22 protein-coding genes are annotated in these 18311 nt (G+C 69.9%); 10 read left to right on the top strand and 12 right to left on the bottom strand.

The genetic code is table 11. The annotated features are described in order from the left end of the window. The first annotated feature begins 66 nt into the window (after positions 1 to 66). The 9 genes from ABD841_RS17950 to ABD841_RS17910 all read left to right on the top strand — a co-directional run bounded on the left by ABD841_RS17950 (position 67) and on the right by ABD841_RS17910 (position 7375). Positions 67 to 465: a hypothetical protein gene (locus ABD841_RS17950; RefSeq protein ID WP_344972841.1), complete on the top strand. Its 399-nt coding sequence runs from the start codon at positions 67 to 69 to the stop codon at positions 463 to 465. After that, positions 462 to 689 carry a hypothetical protein gene (locus ABD841_RS17945; RefSeq protein WP_344972839.1) on the top strand — a complete coding sequence of 76 codons (228 nt, stop codon included), beginning with the start codon at positions 462 to 464 and terminating at the stop codon, positions 687 to 689. Before ABD841_RS17950 ends, ABD841_RS17945 begins: the two co-directional genes overlap by 4 nt. Next, positions 686 to 1030 carry a hypothetical protein gene (locus ABD841_RS17940; RefSeq protein ID WP_344972837.1) on the top strand — a complete coding sequence of 115 codons (345 nt, stop codon included), beginning with the start codon at positions 686 to 688 and terminating at the stop codon, positions 1028 to 1030. Before ABD841_RS17945 ends, ABD841_RS17940 begins: the two co-directional genes overlap by 4 nt. A gap of 195 nt (positions 1031 to 1225) precedes the next feature. Further along, positions 1226 to 1840 carry a hypothetical protein gene (locus tag ABD841_RS17935; protein WP_344972835.1) on the top strand — a complete coding sequence of 205 codons (615 nt, stop codon included), beginning with the start codon at positions 1226 to 1228 and terminating at the stop codon, positions 1838 to 1840. 83 nt (positions 1841 to 1923) lie between these two features. Beyond that, positions 1924 to 2148, top strand: a complete 225-nt coding sequence (locus ABD841_RS17930; protein ID WP_344972833.1) for a hypothetical protein — start codon at positions 1924 to 1926, stop codon at positions 2146 to 2148. Next, a complete protein-coding gene (locus ABD841_RS17925; protein WP_344972831.1) occupies positions 2145 to 2543 on the top strand; it encodes a hypothetical protein in 399 nt (132 codons plus the stop codon). The genes ABD841_RS17930 and ABD841_RS17925 overlap by 4 nt, the downstream gene beginning before the upstream one ends. Continuing rightward, positions 2540 to 3025: a hypothetical protein gene (locus tag ABD841_RS17920; protein ID WP_344972829.1), complete on the top strand. Its 486-nt coding sequence runs from the start codon at positions 2540 to 2542 to the stop codon at positions 3023 to 3025. The genes ABD841_RS17925 and ABD841_RS17920 overlap by 4 nt, the downstream gene beginning before the upstream one ends. 182 nt (positions 3026 to 3207) lie before the next feature. Beyond that, positions 3208 to 3471 carry a hypothetical protein gene (locus tag ABD841_RS17915; protein ID WP_344972827.1) on the top strand — a complete coding sequence of 88 codons (264 nt, stop codon included), beginning with the start codon at positions 3208 to 3210 and terminating at the stop codon, positions 3469 to 3471. A gap of 52 nt (positions 3472 to 3523) precedes the next feature. Continuing rightward, positions 3524 to 7375 (top strand): coiled-coil domain-containing protein, encoded by a 3852-nt coding sequence (locus tag ABD841_RS17910; protein WP_344972825.1) that lies wholly within the window; start codon positions 3524 to 3526, stop codon positions 7373 to 7375. 83 nt (positions 7376 to 7458) lie between these two features. Here ABD841_RS17910 and ABD841_RS17905 read toward each other — a convergent pair whose 3' ends face one another. The 8 genes from ABD841_RS17905 to ABD841_RS17870 form a co-directional block, all read right to left on the bottom strand. Continuing rightward, complete coding sequence (locus tag ABD841_RS17905) at positions 7459 to 7920, bottom strand: hypothetical protein (RefSeq protein ID WP_344972824.1); 462 nt, start codon at positions 7918 to 7920, stop codon at positions 7459 to 7461. 290 nt (positions 7921 to 8210) lie between these two features. Continuing rightward, positions 8211 to 8696: a hypothetical protein gene (locus ABD841_RS17900; protein ID WP_344972822.1), complete on the bottom strand. Its 486-nt coding sequence runs from the start codon at positions 8694 to 8696 to the stop codon at positions 8211 to 8213. A gap of 434 nt (positions 8697 to 9130) precedes the next feature. Then, positions 9131 to 10267, bottom strand: coding sequence for a hypothetical protein (locus ABD841_RS17895; RefSeq protein WP_344972820.1), 1137 nt, complete (start codon positions 10265 to 10267; stop codon positions 9131 to 9133). 15 nt (positions 10268 to 10282) lie between these two features. Beyond that, positions 10283 to 11173, bottom strand: a complete 891-nt coding sequence (locus ABD841_RS17890; protein WP_344972818.1) for a lactate/malate family dehydrogenase — start codon at positions 11171 to 11173, stop codon at positions 10283 to 10285. Continuing rightward, positions 11170 to 12252, bottom strand: a complete 1083-nt coding sequence (locus ABD841_RS17885) for a hypothetical protein (protein ID WP_344972816.1) — start codon at positions 12250 to 12252, stop codon at positions 11170 to 11172. The genes ABD841_RS17890 and ABD841_RS17885 overlap by 4 nt, the downstream gene beginning before the upstream one ends. A gap of 370 nt (positions 12253 to 12622) precedes the next feature. Next, positions 12623 to 12925 (bottom strand): hypothetical protein, encoded by a 303-nt coding sequence (locus ABD841_RS17880; protein WP_344972814.1) that lies wholly within the window; start codon positions 12923 to 12925, stop codon positions 12623 to 12625. Continuing rightward, positions 12922 to 13185, bottom strand: coding sequence for a hypothetical protein (locus ABD841_RS17875; protein WP_344972812.1), 264 nt, complete (start codon positions 13183 to 13185; stop codon positions 12922 to 12924). The genes ABD841_RS17880 and ABD841_RS17875 overlap by 4 nt, the downstream gene beginning before the upstream one ends. A 72-nt stretch (positions 13186 to 13257) precedes the next feature. Beyond that, the gene (locus tag ABD841_RS17870) at positions 13258 to 14478 is read right to left on the bottom strand and encodes a helix-turn-helix domain-containing protein (RefSeq protein WP_344972810.1); all 1221 of its coding nucleotides are present in this window, start codon (positions 14476 to 14478) and stop codon (positions 13258 to 13260) included. 480 nt (positions 14479 to 14958) lie between these two features. Here ABD841_RS17870 and ABD841_RS17865 point away from each other — a divergent pair, with 480 nt between their 5' ends. Then, on the top strand, positions 14959 to 15129 hold the full coding sequence (locus ABD841_RS17865) for a hypothetical protein (protein WP_344972808.1): 171 nt from the start codon (positions 14959 to 14961) through the stop codon (positions 15127 to 15129). Positions 15130 to 15199: 70 nt separating this feature from the next. Here the strand turns inward: ABD841_RS17865 and ABD841_RS17860 are convergent, their stop codons facing one another. From ABD841_RS17860 to ABD841_RS17845, 4 genes are read right to left on the bottom strand one after another with little or no spacing between them, the layout of a single operon-like run. Beyond that, entirely contained in the window at positions 15200 to 17218 is a 2019-nt protein-coding gene (locus ABD841_RS17860; RefSeq protein WP_344972806.1) for a hypothetical protein, read from the bottom strand. Beyond that, a complete protein-coding gene (locus tag ABD841_RS17855; protein ID WP_344972804.1) occupies positions 17218 to 17604 on the bottom strand; it encodes a hypothetical protein in 387 nt (128 codons plus the stop codon). Before ABD841_RS17855 ends, ABD841_RS17860 begins: the two co-directional genes overlap by 1 nt. Then, positions 17601 to 17834: a hypothetical protein gene (locus ABD841_RS17850; RefSeq protein WP_344972802.1), complete on the bottom strand. Its 234-nt coding sequence runs from the start codon at positions 17832 to 17834 to the stop codon at positions 17601 to 17603. The genes ABD841_RS17855 and ABD841_RS17850 overlap by 4 nt, the downstream gene beginning before the upstream one ends. Beyond that, positions 17834 to 18286: a Pycsar system effector family protein gene (locus ABD841_RS17845; protein ID WP_344972801.1), complete on the bottom strand. Its 453-nt coding sequence runs from the start codon at positions 18284 to 18286 to the stop codon at positions 17834 to 17836. Before ABD841_RS17845 ends, ABD841_RS17850 begins: the two co-directional genes overlap by 1 nt. Positions 18287 to 18311 lie beyond the last annotated feature (25 nt).

Genomic DNA, 18311 nt, shown 5'->3' with positions numbered 1-18311 from the left:
ACCGAACCACGCTCAACTTGCGGGAACTCCGCCTCCCGGATCTACCTCCGAAAGGCCACCAACACCGTGATCCCTGAGCCCGGCCACGTCGCCATCTACCGGCATGGCCACCACGAGACCCGCCGCCGCGTCATCGCCTGGCGCGACGACCACACCCCCCTCGTCCTCAGCCCTTTCAACACGCTCGAGCCCGCCCGCACCCTCCACGGCTTCGACCACATCGAAGACGCGCCGCCACCGCCGGCCACCGTCCTCCCCGGCGGCGGCTGGCTCGTCACCTACACCCTCGACGGCGAAACCACCCACACCACGCCCATCGTCGCCTGGCACATCACCCCCACCGGCGGCCACGCCATCGTCACCGACGAACACGGCCACCTCACCAACATCGACCAGCTCGGCCCCCACCGAACCGTCTGGCACCCCGACCAGCAGCCAAGCGGACCCAGCGAGGCGACGCCGTGACCACCAACACCGAGCTGGCGGACCTCGCCCAAGCCATCGCCGACCAGGCCCCCGCCGGCAGCCTCACCCGCCGCGCCGCCGGATGCCTCGTGGTCGCCTACAGCACCACCCGCACCGCGGCGCACGCCCGCCGGGTCCTCGCCGACCTCGACGACCAGCTCCGCGCCGCCTGCCACACGCTCGCCGACCAGCTCACCGCACAGACCACGGAAGAAGAACCATGACCCTCTCAGCCCCCACCGGAACCGACGTCCTACGCTTCGCCGTCACCCTCGGCCGCGCCCGCGACAACGAAGACCAGGTGCAGCGGGTCATCGACGACGAACTCGCCCAGCTCTCCCCAGGGCTACACGCGGCCTACCTCAAGGTGACATTGCGCGTCGTCGTCGCCCAGCTCTTTGCCAGCGCCGCCCGCCGCCTCGATGCCGAACTCGGCGTCCCCTTCACTGACGGCGGCCTCGACCTCCAAACCGCCGAAAACGACGGACACCCCAACCAGGAACCGGCCCACCCCCGGCTCCACCCCATCTCCGCCGCGCACCCTGCCCGGGACGCCCAAACATGACCGCTATGACAGCTCTACGCGATCTTGGAAGCTGTGCCATCACCGTGCCATCCCTGCCAGAACACGCAGGCAGAAGAGATAGCACCGGATACCCAATGCGGTTGTAAACCCCCTCCCGGCCCCCACATCCCCGCCCCGGACCGTTCACAGACCCATCGGAGTGCCCCCCGCGGGCGGACCCATCGGAGCGCCCCTATGAAGACCCGGCAGGCCCGCCGCTGTAGCTCCAAACGCAGCCGCGACGGCCAGCCCTGCGAAGCCTTCGCCATGAACGGCTCCACCGTCTGCCACGCCCACGGCGGCCGGAGTCCCCAAGCCAAGCGCCGCGCCGCTGAGCGGCTCGCCGAACAGAGAGCACGAAAGATCATGAGCAACTACAACCCCGGCGGCGAGCCCGTCACCAACCCAGTCACCGAGCTCCTCAAGGTCGCTGGGGAGATCCGCAGCTTCAAAGACTTTCTCGCCGGCCGCGTCGCCGAAATGCGAGCGGAGGAGTGGCGGCGGGCCAACGAAAACGGCGCGGAGCAGTTGCGCGCTGAGCTGACGCTGTACGAGCGCGCCATGGACCGCACCGCTCGAGTCCTGGGAGAGGTGGTACGGCTCGACCTCGAATCACGGCTGGTGCGCATCACTGAGCAGCAGGGCGCGATCCTCGCCGAAGTGATCCGCGGTTCCCTGGATGCGCACCGTGACCGGGTGCTGGTCGTGCTCGGCAGCTCCGCTGAGGCCGCCACGATCCGCAAGGCGTGGCCCGACTGGGCAGCGGAGATCGTGCCCGCGCAGATCGCCGCCGTTACCAAGGGCGAGTGACCAGCGTGCCCCGCAGCGACGCACCGGCCCGTCAGGTCGCTCTTGCCCTGCTTCGCCTTCATGAAGCCGGCGACCGCCGCGGCATGAGGCTGCTTGCCGAGTCCCTCGACGCCGAGCAGACGCGGGCGGTGCTTCTGTGCCAGACGGCGAACGTGTCGGTCCTGTTCGAGTCGCTGTTCGGGACAGTGGCAGAGTCCCGGCTGCCGGTGCTGGCAGCCCTGCACGGCCGTACCCGTGACCAGGTGGTCGCCGATCATCTGGAGCGGTTGATCCTCCGGCTGGCGTTGGTCGAGGGCGAGGAGCCGTGACGTACGTTGATGGGCCCTCCCTGCTGATCAGCGCTCGGGTGGCGGCGAAGTGGAACCGGCTGTTGTCGGCACCGCGCGCCGTGCTCATCCTCGACTACGAGGACGACCCCGAAGAGGTCGCCGCCCGGGCCGAGCTGCGGAAGCTGGCGAAGACTTGGGCAGCGCAGGTCACAGCGTCACGGCGAAACGACGAAACGCCGGACGACGGGTTGGGCGCATGGTCTGACCATGAGTGGATCGACACCGCGCAGGCTGCGGACCTGCTGGGCGTCTCCCGGCGCCGCGTGCAGCAGCTCGCAGCCGGCGGGATGGGTCGCAGGGACGCGCGGGGCTGGTGGCTGCTTGCCATGGCCCGGGTGTTGGCCCACCTCGATGAGCACGGGAGGTGCGCGTGAAAGCAAATGATCTGCGGGGCGATGCCCTGCAGGTGTTCGAGTCGTGGCGGGCGCTGGGCTACAGCGAATTCGAGGCGCTCCAGGAGGTGGAACGCTCAGGTGTGGTGATCGAAGAGCAGCTGTTCGAGATCTTCACGAGTATCGGTCTTTCGGAGTCGGTGGCCCGGATCGCGGCGCGTGGTCGGGCTGGCCAGACCACGACCGGGGACCCGCTCGAGGAAGTGGTTCAGCTATTCCGGACCCTTGGCCTGAGCGAGAGCGCGGCTCGGGTGGCGGCGATCGGCCGGGGGATCTCGGAGCCTGAGGCGCGGTGGGCGTACGCGGAAGCCGCCCGGTCACCCGCCCCGCCGACCGCGCCTCAGGCCACAGACCCGGACCCGCCCTCGGTGAAGCGGTACTGGGCGTTGCGGGAGGCAGGCGCATCGACTGAAGACGCGCAGGCGCAGGTGCTGCGAGAACTGAGGGAAGGCCGGGTCTGGTGATGGGCGGGGTGTGCCAGGGCTCGGCGTCAACGTCACCGCCGCCGGTATCGCCTGTGGTGCTTCCGTTCGCCGGTGCGCGGATCGAAGGCCCGGGAGGCTCTTTTTCCTTCCGGCTTGTGATCGGGCCTGCGCTATCCGGAGCCCTGGCACACACCACCCCGAGGGAAGAAAGGGGCTTGCTGATGGGTGATGCGACTGCGCTGGCGTGGGCGCGCATGGCCGAGGTTTTCGACGGCATGTCTGATCACGATTTGGGGGCGGTCCATGAGATGGCTCGCTGGTCGAGGGCGAATCTTCCGCCCGGGTTGGTGTGCCTGGTCGATGTTCTTGACGCGGCTCGTGACCTATCGCTGGCGGTGCTGGCGGATCGACACGAGATGACGGTCGAGGAGGTCACAGCGGAGATCGCCGCTGCTCTGGCTGAGGGTGGTGAGTACAACGGCTGAGCGCAGCGTTTCGGTTTCGTTGAGGGCAAATGTCTCCGGGTTCGTGGCGAACATGAGGAAGTCGCAGCAGGAGACGACGAATCTCAGCCGGAAGATGACCGAGACCGGCGCCTCCGCGGACCGGATGCGGGAGCGGCTGGAGGCGGCGACCAAGGCCCTGCCGAAGATCGAGATCGACGCGGACTCCAGCCCTGCGGAGATCAAGTTCGCGCAGCTCCGCGCCCAGCTCGAAGCGCTCGCGGACAAGAAGATCGGCGTCGACATCGACGCCGACGCCGCCCGCGCCGAGCTCGCGCAGATCGAGCGGGAACTGGAGCAACTCCAGCAGACCGAGGTCGACATTAACGTCCGCGCCGACCTCGGTACCGCGCTGGCCGAACTGCGGGCGATCGACGGGGAAGTCTCCCGGGTCGACGGCCGCACCGCCCGAGTCGACGTCAACGCCGACGTCGGCGGAGCCCTGGCCAGCATCGGCATGGTCGGGGCCGCCCTGGCGTCGCTGCCCGCAGTGACCACGGTCGCGGTGGGGGTGACCGCGCTTGGTGGCGCGTTCGCCGCGGCTGGCGCCGGTGCGGCCAGCTTCGCGGCGGTCGCGGTGCCGTCCTTGGGCCGCATCAACGAGGCCCTGAAAGCCCAAGAGGCGGCGGCAAAGGCCGCCGGAGGGGCAACCGGCGGGGCGGGCCAGTCAGCGGCTCAGGCGGCGCTCCAGGCCATGCAGCTGGAGCAGGCGGAGAAGCGTCTCGCCGACGCCCAGCGGGACGAGCGTCAAGCCCAGGAGGATCTGACCCGCGCACGCGAGGCCGGGCGCCGCGCCTTGGAGGACATGAACTTCTCCCTGGAGCGGTCGGTCCTGTCCCAGAAGGATGCCGCGCTCGCCGTCCGGGAGGCCGAGGCACGTCTCGCCCAGGTCATGGCCGACCCCAAGTCCTCCCAACTGGAGATTGAGCGGGCCATGCTCAGCGTCGAGCAGGCCCAGCAGCGCGCCCGTGAGCAGGAGGTCAAGACCCAGCGGGCGAAGAAGGACACCGCGGCGGCCAACCGTGCCGGGGTCGAGGGAACCCGCGAGTACCAGCGTGGGCTGGAAGATCTCCGGCAGGCTCAGGACAAGGTCGCGCAGGCCGAGCAGCAGCTCAAGCAGTTGCACCTGCAACAGCAGCAGGCGATGTCCGGTGGTGGCGGGGCGGCTGCGAAGGCCGCGGACGCCTTCGCTGACCTGTCCAAGGCCGAGCGCAAGTTGGCCACGGACCTCAAGGCGTTTCAGGATGAGTACCTCGCGTGGCAGCAGAGTCTCCAGCCGGATGTGTTCCCGGCGATTCACCAAGGCCTCGACCTCATGCGGCTGGGGCTGCAAGAGGCCGGGCCGATGGCCAAGTCCGCGGGTGTGGCGTTGCTCGAACTCGGTCAGGACGCGGAGAAGGCGCTGCGGGGCCCGTTCTGGCAGGACTTCCTGTTCGACATCAACACGCAGATCCCCGGCGCGATCACTAGCCTGGGGCGGACCGGCATCAACACCTTCACCGGCCTGGCCGGTGTCGTGCAGGCGTTCCTGCCGTACACCCAAGACGTGCTCGGGTCGATCGAAGGGATGAGCGAAGCCTGGTCGCAGTGGGGCCAGAACCTCGACATCAACCCGCGCTTCCACGAGTTTCTCCTCTGGGTGCAAGAGAACGGCCCGGCCGCCGTCGAGGTCGTACTCAACCTCGCGAAGGCGGGCGGGACCCTCGTCGAAGGACTGGCCCCCGTGGCAGGCCTGTCGTGGACCGCGCTGGGCGTGCTCGCCGAGATCCTGGCGGGGATGGACCCGGCCCACATCACGGCGATCGCGGTCGCGATCATCGCGATCAAGACCGCGCAGACCGGACTGAAGGTCGCATCGTTCTTCGGTGAGCTGCCCGGCCGTGCTGACGCGGCCCGCGGCAAGCTCGACGCGTTCGGCGAGGCGGTCGGCCGCACCCGGGACAAGGCGAAAGGGCTGGGCGCCACTCTCGGCGATCTGGGCGGCAAGCTGGGCGGTGTGGCGGGCGCGGTTGGCGGTGCGGGCCTGGTCGGCGGGCTGCTGGTTTTGGGCTCGCGCCTGGAGGCGAACGCGACTGCCGCGGAACGGTTCGCGGAGAAGACTGTCGCCCTTGGAGGCGGTGACTTGAACCGGCAGATTGCGGCGGTCACCGCAGAGTTGGACAAGCAACGGCAAGCCATCGGGTTCAATATCGCGAATACGATCTATCTATCTGATGCAGAGCGGGAAGCTGCGGACAACGTTGCAGCCCTTGAGACGCGGCTTGGCCAGCTGAAGCATCAGAAGGAGCTCGACGCGATCGCGTCGAAGGTCGCCGGTGACGCCGCGGGCGAGCACGGGCGGAAGGTCGGTGAGCTCAACACCGCTTTGGACGTGTTCGCAGGGAAGACGAACGCGCTCCAGGCGATGCGGAACATGGAGACGGCGCACCGGGCCGCCGCGGCGGCGATCGACGCCAGCAACGGCAAGCTCCAGGTCAGCGCTGGGATGACGGATGCGCAGAAGGACGCTGTGCTGCGGGCCCGGGAGGCGTTCTCCGGGTACATCACGTCGATCCGGGCGGCGGCCGACGGCGCTGCGACCCTGTCAGGGAAGCAGACGGACGGCACGCGGGTGATCCTGGAGCAGCTGCCCCGGCTGGCTGAGCTGGCGGGCAAGAGCGGTGAGGCGAAGCAGCAGATCCTGTTGCTCGCGCAGGCGTATGGCATCTCCGCGGAGGACGCGAAGAAGGCCATGGCTGGCGGCAAGGGGCTGCAGGAGGTCTTGGAGAAGCTGAAGTCGAAGCAAATCAAGATCGATATGGATATCAAGGAGGCTGAGGCCCGGCTGAAGGTCGTCGCGCGCTGGCTGGAGGACCTGCAACGTCGGGCTCAGCTCAAGCTCGTCGGCGGCCTCAACCCCACCTCGGCCCGCGGCAACGCGTGGGGCGGCATCCAGTACCGGGACGGCCGCCCGGACTACATGGCCCAAGGCGGCATCCGCCCGCTGGGAGCGAATCCAGGCGCGATGATCGCCCGCTCCCCGTACCTCATCTCCGGTCGGGCTGGGCCGAACGTCGTGTTCGGTGAGGCTGGCGCCGAGGCTTTCATCCCGCTGGACCCCGGCAAGAGAGGGCGCGGCCTGCAGATTCTGCAGGAAGCCGCCGGGATCATGGGCATGGCCGTCGTCCCGCAAGGGGTCGACGCCGGCTCGGCGGGCGGTTCGTTCGCCGCTGGGAGTATCGCCGGGAGCGGCCCTGCCGGTGGGGCGATGGTCACTGTGACGGGGATCGATGCTTTGCGGTCGGAGATCAACACGACCGCGGTCGGTCTCACCAGCTCCCTGGGGTCGGCGACGTCCACCCTGGACGCGGCGCTCGGCGACACCGGCACCCTGACGGGCGCGGTCGACGGGCTCGGGGAGGCCGCGACCGGGTGGGGTGAGGTCATCGCCGTTCAGATCCCGCCGCTCACCGACGCGGTGACCCTGCTGGGTGAGGCGGTGTCCGCTGCGGCGTCGGCCGCCGGCGGGGACGCCAAGGGCGGTAGCGGCGGCAAGGGCAGCGAGCGCAGCCCGCGGGACGGCAAGGCGAAGGGCAAGGCGACCCCGGCTGAGCAGAAGGTCATGATTCAGGGCGCTGCCAGCGTGACCGGGGCGGCGGGCGTCGCTCTGCCTGGTGGTGGCACGAACTGGTCGCGCATGTCGCGGCCGGTGCAGGGCGCCGCCTCGTGGTCGCCTGCCGGGCCTGGCCCCGCGAGTGCTGGATCGGCTGCCTCGGCCGGTTCCGGCGGTGCGACACCGGGAGGTGGTGGTCCTCTGCTGAACATCGAGAACTTCAACACCACCGAGCGGATGTCCGCTGACGAGATCGTCACCCGGTTGTCGTTCAAGATGGGCAACCGCGGCTGACCCACCTGTTTACGGCCCCGAGCGGAAACAGCTCGGGGCCTTCCCCTTCCACTGACCTGAGAGGCGGTGTCGGCGTGCTTGGCCTACCTCCGGACGATTGACCACGGCCCCGACGCCTTGACCACCGCGTACCGGGTCCCCGCCGGTAACGGCACCGACCCGCTGTAGGCGTCGGTCTCCGACACCAGCAGGTCATGCAGGCGACCATTCGCATTGACCGCCCACACCGAGAAGTAGCCCTCGCCCGTGTGACGGATTCTCAAAGTGCGCAGTCCCACGCTGGTCTTAGCCAGCCGAAGCACGTCGTCCCCGCTTCCCCTCGTGGTGATTGACCAGGAGCGGGCCTTGCTGAACGGGAGCAACTGCACGGTCCACACTCCGTCCGCTGAGATCTTCAACGCGGCCGTGCTGCCGGAGGCGCTCGTGTTGTAGGCGACGGTCCCCTTGTACAGTTCGCCAGCGGAGACGAGCAGGTCGTTCTCCTTGCCGTTGGACTTGAGTGTCCACACCGAGAAGTACCCCTCCCCATCATGGGTGATCTTCATGATGCCCGGCTTGGTCGTTGCCCGGATCCGCAGAACCTGGTCACCCTCCCCGCGGTAGGTCGTCGCGGCCGACGTCTCAGCGGTCGTTGCGGCTTGGGCCGGCGGGGCAAGTAGAGCGGTGGACACCAGGACGGCAAGGGCAGTGAGAGCGCGTAGGGAGGGCACGGAGGTTCTCCAGAGGCAGAGGACACGGACGAGGGGAGACGCCGCCTGATACGCGGTGGTTGTCCGGTCATGCCCAGCAGGTTGGACCTCCAGGTGCCCTCAGGCCTCTGGCATCACAAAACGAGCTACCGCAGCTTCTCGATGATGGCCTGCAGATTCTTGGCACCATGCGCCGACTGCCCCTTGCCCATCACGTAGCCAGCGATGAACTCCGGGTCCCGCTGCTCACGCGGCAGCCTGGCGAGGATGCGCTGCGCCTGCTGCTTTCCGAACTGGTCACCCCACCCGTTGTTGCCGTAGAAGATGAGCGATTCCAGCGCCTCGACGAGGGCGGGTTCGAGGGGATCGGATGGCTCCCCACTGGTGAGGTCTTCGGCCTCGACGGCTGCGGCCCACCCGCCGATAGGCTGCCCGAAGCCTTCGACCACGCACAGAGATGAACCTCGGGCTGCGTTGATGGCCAGCTCCAACGCCTCCAACGTCGGAACGTAGGCCAGCACCGGGCCACCGCCACGTGTGGCGCCCTGTGACTGCGGCGTGGCTAGACCGTACTGACCAGCCATCTGCGCCAGCACGCTGATGCTGCTGACGGAGCCCATCGTGTTGGCCACCACGACCGGCGTAGCTTTTTGCGCTTTGCACTCGGCTATCACCCAGGTGACGGCGAGATTGGCGGCCTCTTCCCAGCCTCGGTCCTCAACCTCAGGAACCCACGCCGCCCGATACCCTATGCACCCCATCTGCCCCTCTCGTTTGGGAGATCTCGAATCGTCCCAGACGAGATGCGCTGGTGCATCTGGCTTCCCATCATGGTGGAGGTTCGAAGGGTTCCGGCCGGAGCTGGTGACGTACAGCGTGCCCAAACATGACGGTGCCCCCGCCTGAGGACGAGTCAAGGCGGGGGCACCACCGCGGCCGGCGTTCGACGGCGCCTCGGGCAAGGCGTCGTCCGGCCGCGTTCACCTCCGTGAGCAGCCTTTAAGGGCGCATCGCTACTCACGGCATCCGGATCTATGGGCCCGTCGTCATGTGGCCGGATAGACCGTCAGCAAGCCTCTGCGAGCTTGGCCAGGAAGGCGGCGTTGTCCGCGCAGTCGTGGCCGAGGACGACGGAGTGGTGCGGCAGCTCCGCCATCTGGGCGGCGACCGCAGCCCGGTCTTCGGCGCGGCCTCCGCCGTCGATGCCTTGGGCCAGGCCGAAGATGTCGGGGTAGCGGTCCTCGGTCGCCCCGCTCATGAAGTCGTGGTCGGTCAAGGTGCTGGTCGTCTCGGCGATGCCCGGGGTGGCGCCGGGCTCGATGCGGGGGAACAGCAGCGCGGCGGCGTGCCCGCTGGTGGACAGGCGCAGCCCGAACCAGGTCTCGAACTGGTCGGGGAAGACCTGGGCTTTCAGCTCCCGCTTGCCGCCCGGCTCCCACAGTGGCGTGCGGTCGCCGGCCAGGAGCGCAGCGGTGACCCGTGAGTCCTGGGTCGGGTGGAGCTGTTCCCCGGCCTGCAGGCGCTTGCGGGTGATGTCGTACCAGCCGAGCGCGTCCAGCAGGCCGAGCCCGATCGCGGCTGCTGACGGCCACGGGCTGATCTCGACCCCGTCGGCGCAGGGTCGGGCGAAGACGCGGTCGTTGGCCAGGAGCCCCCACCCTTGGGAGGCGAGCAGGAGCGCCGTGGTGGTCTTGCCGGAGCCTTTGGAGCCGAAGGCCAGGACGGTGCGGCCGTCGGGGGCGGTGACGGCGGAGGCGTGCAGTACCACCCAGCCGTCGCGCAGCAGCTGCCCGCGCATCATCTCGCGGGCCAGCCGGGCGGCGGCCAGCGCCACCGGTTCCGCCTCGCATCCGGCGATGATCAGAGCGCCGATGCCGGGCTCGGACCGGTAGGCCAGCTGATCAGCGGGGGACACGGCGATGACGCTGTCATCGGTGTCGCGCGCCGTCAGGATGGGGGTCCGGGCATAGACGGTCTCCTCATGCGGGCGGGCGTGCACCAGCCCCGCCATGGCCTCATACAGGCCGGGGTCGACGTCAGCCATGATCAGCGGTTCGACGCCCACACTGGCGGCGGGCACCGAGACGGCGTGCCACCAGGGGCCGACGTAGCGGCGGGCCCAGTCGGTGACGGCCGGGGTGTTGCTGTGGACGGCCACGCTGGCGTTGGCGGCGTGCAGTCGGACGGCGGTGCGGGTACCCATGGGAAGATCCTTTCATCAGGGGTGTCGTATCGCCTGGTAGGCGGCGCGGAGCTTGGCATCGGCGGCGGCGAACTGATCCTGTTCGGCGGGGTCGAGATCGGGCAGGCACGGCACGGGGCGCCCGGCGGTGAACCGCAGCGGAACCCCCAGCCACCCCCCGCCGTACGGGGCCGACAGCTCTTCCACCCCGTCGTCCAGGCCGAGAGCTTTGCGCAGGGTGGACAGCACCGCGCCGGCGGGCCCGGACCGGGTGCGGCCAACCCCGGCGCTGATCCGGCCGGGCCGGGTGCGCAGCTCGCCGCGGATCTGCTGCACGGGGACCTCGACGGGCCGGCCGTGGACAGTGGTCGCCGACGCGCACACCACCGCGGCGTCGCCGTGCTCGCCGATCACATGCCCGCGCACCGCGTCCGGTGGGACGCCCAGCAGCCGGGCCAGGGCCAGACGGTAGCGGGCGGTGTCGAGGTTGGAGCCCACCCCGTACACGCGTGCGCACCCGGAGGTCTCGGCGAGCAGGCGGGTCATCAGATCCACCGGGTTGGTCACCACCAGCACGGTCCCGGCATAACCGCGCAGGACCTCGCCGAGGGCGCGGATGACCGGGGCGTTCGCCGCGGCGCCGCCCATGCGGATGTCCCGGCCGCGGGTGTTGGTGAAGGACGCGCGGACGGCTACGACCACAGCGGAACAGTCCACGAGGTCGCCGACCCGGCACGGGGACGGCCGCACCGGGGAGGCTACGGTCTGCCGCATGTCGTCGAGGTCCGCGGCCAGCGCGGCGGCCTGCTCCTCGGTGCGAGAGGCCAGCAGCAACCGGCTGGGCAGCCCGGAGGTGACCAGCGCGGCCGTTACGGCCTGGCCGACCGCGCCGGCGCCGACCACCCCCACCGCCTCGACCGGGCTCACAGCGCCGCCCCCTGGACCAAGGGCAGACCGCGCTCCCACACCACGCGCGGGTCGATCCCTGCGGCAAGGTCCCGGCTCACCGCGTCGGCCATGGCGCACACCGCGGTGGCCCGCCGCACCAGCCGATGGCCTTGGGTGGGGATCGGTAGCTCGGCCGGCGCCGACAGGTAGGTGGACAGGATGTTGATGGTGTCCATCAGCCACAGCGCGAGCAGTTCTCGCAGCCAGCCGTCGCGCGCTTCGTCCGGCAGGGCTCGCACCTGGGCCGCGGCGAACATCGCCAGCCCTTCGGTCACCTGCTTGACGGTGTCCTGGCCGGGCCGGTGGGAGATCAGCATCAGGATGGTGCGGCTGATCAGCTTCGCGGCGTCGGTGCAGGGTCCGGCGCGCAGCAGGCCGGGGTCGATGAACACCGGACGCGCGGCTGGCCCGTCCGGGAACAGGACGTGCTCGGGCTTGAGATCCCCGTAGGCCAAGACGGTGCGGGTGTCGGCCGCGAGCATGACCGTGCGATCCCGACGCAGCCGGGCCACGACCCGGTGCAGCACGGCCACCAGGGCATCACGCTCGGCCGGGCTGCCCGGGTGCGCGCCGAGCCGGTCGATGTACACCGCGCCGCCGGTGCCGCTGAACTTGCGCAGGAACGTGCCCGTGATGCTGCGCTCGTCGATGACCCCGTGCCGGGCGAGGCTGCGTGCGGAGCGCGGCCGGTGCAGGCAGTCGAGCTCGTTGTAGGCGGCGCCCAGCAGCTCGGCCGCGTCGTGCGGGCGGGCCAGCAGCAGACGGGCCAGGCTCTCGCCGGTCACCGGCTCGGTGAACAGCACCCCGCACGAGGCGCCGGCCACCGCGCACACCTGGGGCCGTCTCAGGCTGCCCAGGAAGCGCAATTGCGCGGCCTCCCGGGTCAGCAGCGCGTCCGGCCGCAGGATGTAGGCCGCCTGCATGCGCCGGACCTGCGGCCAATCGCCGTAGGCGCCACGCAGCAGCGACACCAGCGACACACCGAGGACGGAGTACTTCGCGAACAACTCGCGGTCATCGACGTGCAGGCGGTGGACGTAGCCGGTGACGGACGGCACGTGCTCACCCAGCCGTACGGCGGCATCCGGCCATAGGCCAGCCGCGGCCCGGCGGATCTCCCGCTCTGCGTGCCTGAAGACTTCCTCAACGCGCGGCACAGCGCTTGATGGTGTGCTCGTTGCGGCAGTGCTCACGAACGCCTCCTCGGCTGGTTCGTTTCCGACGTGCTGCGTTGAACAGGCAGCGCGGCGCCCCGCCGTGAGGACGAGTCGGGGCGCCGCTCGCGATCGTCGTTCGACGACGCCTTGCCCGAGACGTCGTCCGGCCGCGTTCACCCCCGCGGGCGGCCCCTGGTCTGCGCACCACCGCCCGCGGGGTGTTGGGAGGCGCGACGGCACGGCACGGGGGCGTCCGTGCCGCCGCGCCGGCTCATGAGGTGAAGGTGTTCACGGCTCGCGTCCGGTGCACCAGCTCGACCTGGATGGTCAGCTCCTGCGCGAGTTCCTCGGCCGAGGAGCGCATGAGCGTCTCGCACACGCCGGCGACCTTCTGCCGGGCGGTGAGCGGGGTGCGCCGGATGGCGTACCAGACCGGGGCGGAAAGGTCGGCCACGCAGGTGATGTCCCAGCCGGGGAAGTTCTGCTGGAGGGCGGCAAGCTGCCGCTCGGCGAGTTCTGCCGCCTCCTCGGAGAACTGCGGGCGCCACAGGGCAGGGTCGTTCGGGAACGTCACAGCAGCGCCTCCCTTCGAGCGTGGGTGCGCTGCTCGGCGTCGTCGAGCTGCCGGTACAGGCCCCCCGGGCCCGGGGCGTGCAGCGTCCGAGCGCAGCGGCACCCCGGCCGCGGGCACGGGCCGGCTGCGTACCAGATGCCGCCGGCCTGCCAGATCCTCCACGCGGGGAACGCTCGGGCGATGCCCGCGGCAAGCGCGTCGGCCTGGTCGCCGGTCAGCGGGAGCGACCCCTGAACGTCCGGCGCATGCGGTGATTCCATGTCCCGATGCATGGAGACAGCGTGACCGTCACGCGGGGCGGTGAAGTATCACAGGTTCGTGAAACTCGTCCGCTACGGCAGACCGAGCCAGCTCGCGAAGCCGCTGAGACTTTGGGCACGCCGCCGCTCCAAGTCGACGAGCATCCGCACGGTTTCACGGACCATCGGATGGTTGCGCGTCTGTTGAGGGGCGACACGGCGGGCGGCGAGCAGCGTCTCCAGGGCTTTCTGTCGATCCCCCTGGTAGAGCCAGCCGCGCGCCAGGTCAATGTAGTAGTGGCCGAGCCGGACCGGCGCGACCGCCGGCGAGAGGACAGCTTGCCGGGCACGGCGGACCGCCTCGCCGCCGTCGTACATCTCCACGGCGGTCGCGACCTCGTGCATGATCACGTTGGAGGGGCCGAATTCGAGGCCGTAGTGATTCGCGTCCTGGCCGAGCACACGGGCGGCCTCGCGGGCGTGCTCGATGTGGTCGAACGCGGTTTGCCGGTCTGCCGCACGGGCGGCGAAGATCGCGGATCGCAGATGCGCCGCGCCGTACACGCTCACCTCGGCGGGGGTCAACCGGCCGAGGTCCTCACCGATGTCTCGCCGCACCCGCTCCAGGAGCATCAGGCCCTTGTCGTAGGTGGCCGTCGCCAGGAACAGCGTTGAGCGCTGCCACTGCGTGCGGGCGACCCGCAGCGGGTCCTGTGACGCCTGAGCCGCCCACGCCACGCGATCCATGGCGAGGCTGCGCAGGTCGAAGTAGCCCAACGTGTAGGAGATTGCTGTCACCCCGGTGTACGCCTCGGAGAGCAGTCCAAAGAGCTCATCACGCCGTGCCCCCTCGCTGACGTGGACGGCTCGCGTCAGCTCTTCCAGCAGGCCCGGAAGCATCTGTCCGAGCCGGGTGTATCGGGCCTTCCTGCCCAGCGCGGATGCGTGGCGCACGCTGGTGCGCAGTTGCTCGATCGTCGGCGGTTGGAGGTCCTCGTCGGGCAGGTCCCATGACAGGAGTGCGCGCCGGATCTCGGGGATGCACTCGTGGACTCGGTCCTCGCTGGCGCTGGGGTTGCGGTACGGCTGGCCGGTCAGCTCGCCGAGGTTGATTCGCAGGGTTCGCGCTACGGCGGTGACGAGGGCTTGCGTGGCTGGCTTGTGCCCTCGTTCGACCTGGGCGATGAGGCTCTTGGAGCAGGGCACCCGGTCGGCGAGCTGCTGTTGTGTCAGGCCGCGCAGTTTGCGAGCGTGGGCGATCCGCCGCCCAATACCCTCTTCGCCGGCCGGGGCGTTCGTACTACCATCGCGCATGAGTAGGCCCCGCACGTATCCGTAACGGTCTCGACAACCTCAGGCTATGTGTGGGGCCTTCGCCATGTCATGAGGAACGCCCCTTCGGCGCAGGGGAGCGCCGGTCGAGTCGGGGGGGGGGCACCGTGTCCCTCAAGACGTCGGCTCATCGCGGGAAGTCGGGGCGGTTTTGCGACCGTCACCCTGACGGTCGCAAAACCGGGCCCATCACCACTCATGGCGGGTGCGCCTGCGGTGTGGCACCTCGCGGAGGGGATGGGGGTGCAACGCGGGAGAGGGTTACAGGTCACAAGGGGTGCCACAGTGCGTGGCACCCCTCCGTTGCACCCCTCGTGGCAGGGGTGTGGCACCCTCCCGTGGCACCCATGACAGCAAGATCAAATCTTGTGCGCGGGCAGCCCACGCGCAGCCGTATGTGAGACCTTTCTGCGACTGGCGCCGGGGGTGGAGTGTCGTCCGCCCACCTGCTTTGCTGGGGTCATGATGACTCTCCAACGCCGCCCCGCCCGGTTCTCTTGGCGCGCCCTGGTGACGCTGGTCGTGGTAACGCTCCTTCTGGGCGTCGCGCTGGGCATGGGCGTATGGTGGCTGCTGGCGATGGGGTGGGAGTCGGTGTGGGGGCCACCGAGGCTTCCCGTCACCCGCTCCTAGGTAGCCCGGCTTGGGCATGTAGCTCATGCGCAGCCGTGAGCCCGTCAGGCTGACGGGCTCACTGCGGGGTTCAGTCGACGTGGGGCCGCTCCGGCATCAGGTAGCGCTGCTCGTCATCGTCGTAGTCGAGCACCCCGGCCTCGATGAGCTTCTTGAGTTGCTTCTGTGCCCACGCCCGCGACATGTCGGTGGACTCCCACAACGGCCTGAGATCGCGTGTGGCGAAGTTCCGGGCCCCACCATCCCACAACCCTTGCAGGTGCGCGATGAGGGCCGCTCCGCGCTCCTGAGGGGTCATCGTTTGCGCGGGCGGGGCGAACTCCCATTCGGGATCGTCGGGGCGGTCGGTGATCGGGTCGTCGGGCCCGGCGTGGATGTCGGGGTCGGGGTCGTCGGTGGTCAGGTACTCGGCGGTCACGTTCTCCACCGCCTCCTCGTCGTCTTCGTCCTCGACCTCGTCGGGCCGCTCCAGCTCCGCCGTGGCCACGCCGAGCGCCGGGGCGCCGTCGTGCAGCCGGGAGATGGCCGCGGTGCCCGGGTCGACCGGTTTCGCCGCGGCCGGCCACGCCGCGGCGTGCGCGCGCATCTCCTCGTTGGCCCGCTCGTCGTCGATCTCCCCATCCACCAGGCCCCACGCGTAGGTGCGCAGCGGCATGGCGATCCGCTCATCCGGGATGGACGGCGCATCCCAGTACGCCATGCCGGGCTGCTTGTTGCTCCACAGCTCCGGGCGGGCGTTCGCGTCCTGCTGCGCCTCCGACAGGCCGAACCCGGCGTCATGGGCGGACTCCACGCCGAAGCACGCCTTCGCGAGCTGTCCGCGGGCGAGAGTCGGCATCTGGGTGTAATCCGAGCGCTGCAGGCTCATCACGACCGTGCCGCCGGCCGAGCGGATGGCCTTCAGCATCGACAGGAAGTTCTCTTGCTCCTTGTCGGTGAGCATGTCGAAGACGTCAGGGAACTCCTCGATCCACAGGACCCAGTACGTCAGCCCACACCCGCGGACCCACTTCTGCTTCTTCTTCGCCGAGAGCTGGTCGGTGCGCTCTTTGACCTGCTCCTGTATCTCACGCAGCAGCGCCTTGGCCCCGGCCTTGGTCGTCTCGAACCGGTGCAGCGCCTCGGCGAGCGGGCCCAAGGTCTGCGTCCCCTTGGTGACGTCGACGGCGAACACCGCGACGTCATACCGGGTGACGATCTCCGCCAGCAGGTTCCACGCCCCGCCGATGGACTTGCCGGACCCGGTCTGCCCCATGATCTGCAGGTGATGGCCGACGATGACGTAGGCCAGCTCATCCAGGTCCTGCCACAGGCCGTGCCGCAGCGCATCAGCGATCGACGCTCCCGGGCGGGACGGGCCCGGCCAGGGGATCGGGTGCTTCATGACCCGCGGGTCGGAGATCGTCACCTTCGCCTTGCTCGCGTCGTCCGGGTCAATCGCCGTGGTGATCGACCCCGGCGGCAACCCGATCCCCGATTCGATGTACGGGACCTTCTTCGTCAGGTCGTCCGCGGTCTGCCGGCCCGCCTCCAGTTGCACGGCCCCCTCGACCTTGTGCGCGGTCGCCGTCGTGGTGCGCGCCTCGATCGCGGGCATTCCGGCGTTCGCGGCGCCCTGGCCGAACAGCAGCGCCAACGGGTCGGAGATCGCCCCAGGCGCGTCCCAGCCCTTGAGCCGGATCACGGTCCGGATGTTCCACGACAGGGCGAGGGTGAATCCGCCGATGAGCACCAGGCGCCCGGTGACCACCGTCAGCGGGCCGTTGATCGTGGCGCCGGTCACCCACAGCCCCGACAGCAGCGTCGTGGCCGTGGTGTGGATACGCCCCCACGGGCCGCGGGCGTGCGACTGGCCGTAGGTGACGGCGGTCAGCACCAGCACGGCGGCGCTCATCAGGAACGCCGTCCAGGCGACCACGTCGGGGTCGTCGGAGTCGAGGATGACGTGGAAGGCGCACCCCACGCCGAAGGTCAGCACCCCGACCACCCACGGGCTGGACAGGGTGACGAGCTTGGACACGCCCTTGGCGACGACCTTGTTCACCGACGATTCTTCGACGGTGGCGAGTTCCTTCGTCCGGGCGGCCATCAGTCGTCGTCCCAGTTGAATTCGACCTTCTTCTTGTCACGGATCGAAGGCAGCTGCTCGATGAACTCCTTGCGGAACTGCTGGTGGAACTTCACCAGCTCGACCGCGGACCCCCGCTGCAGCTCCGCGGCCCGCTTGAGCCGCCGGGTGACCCGGCGGGCGCGAAGGCGCACGTCGGGGGCGCCGAGCAGGGCGAGGATCGGGTGACCCTTGAACGAGCGGATGAGCACCGCGTACAGCTCCTCGGCGCCCATCTCGAACTCGCCGCCGAGGTCACGGACGAGAGCCCGCCCGATCTTGGCGTAGTCGGTGATGGCCTTCGGGCCGCCCCACGGGATGTTCGACAGCTCGGGGATGCGCGCCCGGCCGGGCCGGTCCGCGGTCATCGCTCGTCCTCCTCATCGTCTTCGTCGTCGATCACGTGGCCCTCGGCGACGTGGTGTTTACCGGTGCGGTAGGCGTCGCCGACGACCCGGGCGACGTCGTGGGCGTCCGAGCGCAGCGGGCGGGCGCCGGCGAGGGCGGCGAGCAGGTCGTCCGCCGCGGTGAGGAACAGGCGGATGACCGCCCACAGGCCCGCCCACACGCTAGGACGGGGCGCGCTGCTGCCGATCATCACAACGCCCCCATGGGAAGGACGGCGACCAGGACGGTGAGTGCGGCGAACATCAGGTCCACGGCCAGGCGGATGCGCCGGTACTTGGCGCGGGCGAGGCAGGACAGACCGATCAGCTCGGCCCGCTGGTGGTGCCCGCGGTCCGTGGGCGTGGTCGCGGCGAGGGCGTCCGGAGTGCTGTAGGCGTAGACGGCCCAGCCGAAGCCGGCGCCGGGCCGGGCCAGGGCCGGGCGGACGGCCCACAGCAGTACGGCGACCGCGGCGGCGAGGAGTCCGGCCCCCACCCACACGGCGGTCTGGGCGGGCCCGGGCAGGCGGGTGGCGCCAAGCGCGGCCAGGGCGCCGACGACGCTGGTGGCGGTGCCAGCGAGGCTGAGGAGGGTGGCTGCTTTGGTGTCGGCTCGGGCGAGTTCGGCCCGGACGCCAGCGACCTCGTGGGCGACGTCGACCATCACGCATCACCGCCCGCAGAGGTGC

The sequence above is a fragment of the Streptosporangium fragile genome (assembly GCF_039534445.1).
GTDB lineage: Bacteria > Actinomycetota > Actinomycetes > Streptosporangiales > Streptosporangiaceae > Streptosporangium > Streptosporangium fragile.
This window is presented reverse-complemented; position numbering and strand designations above follow the sequence as displayed.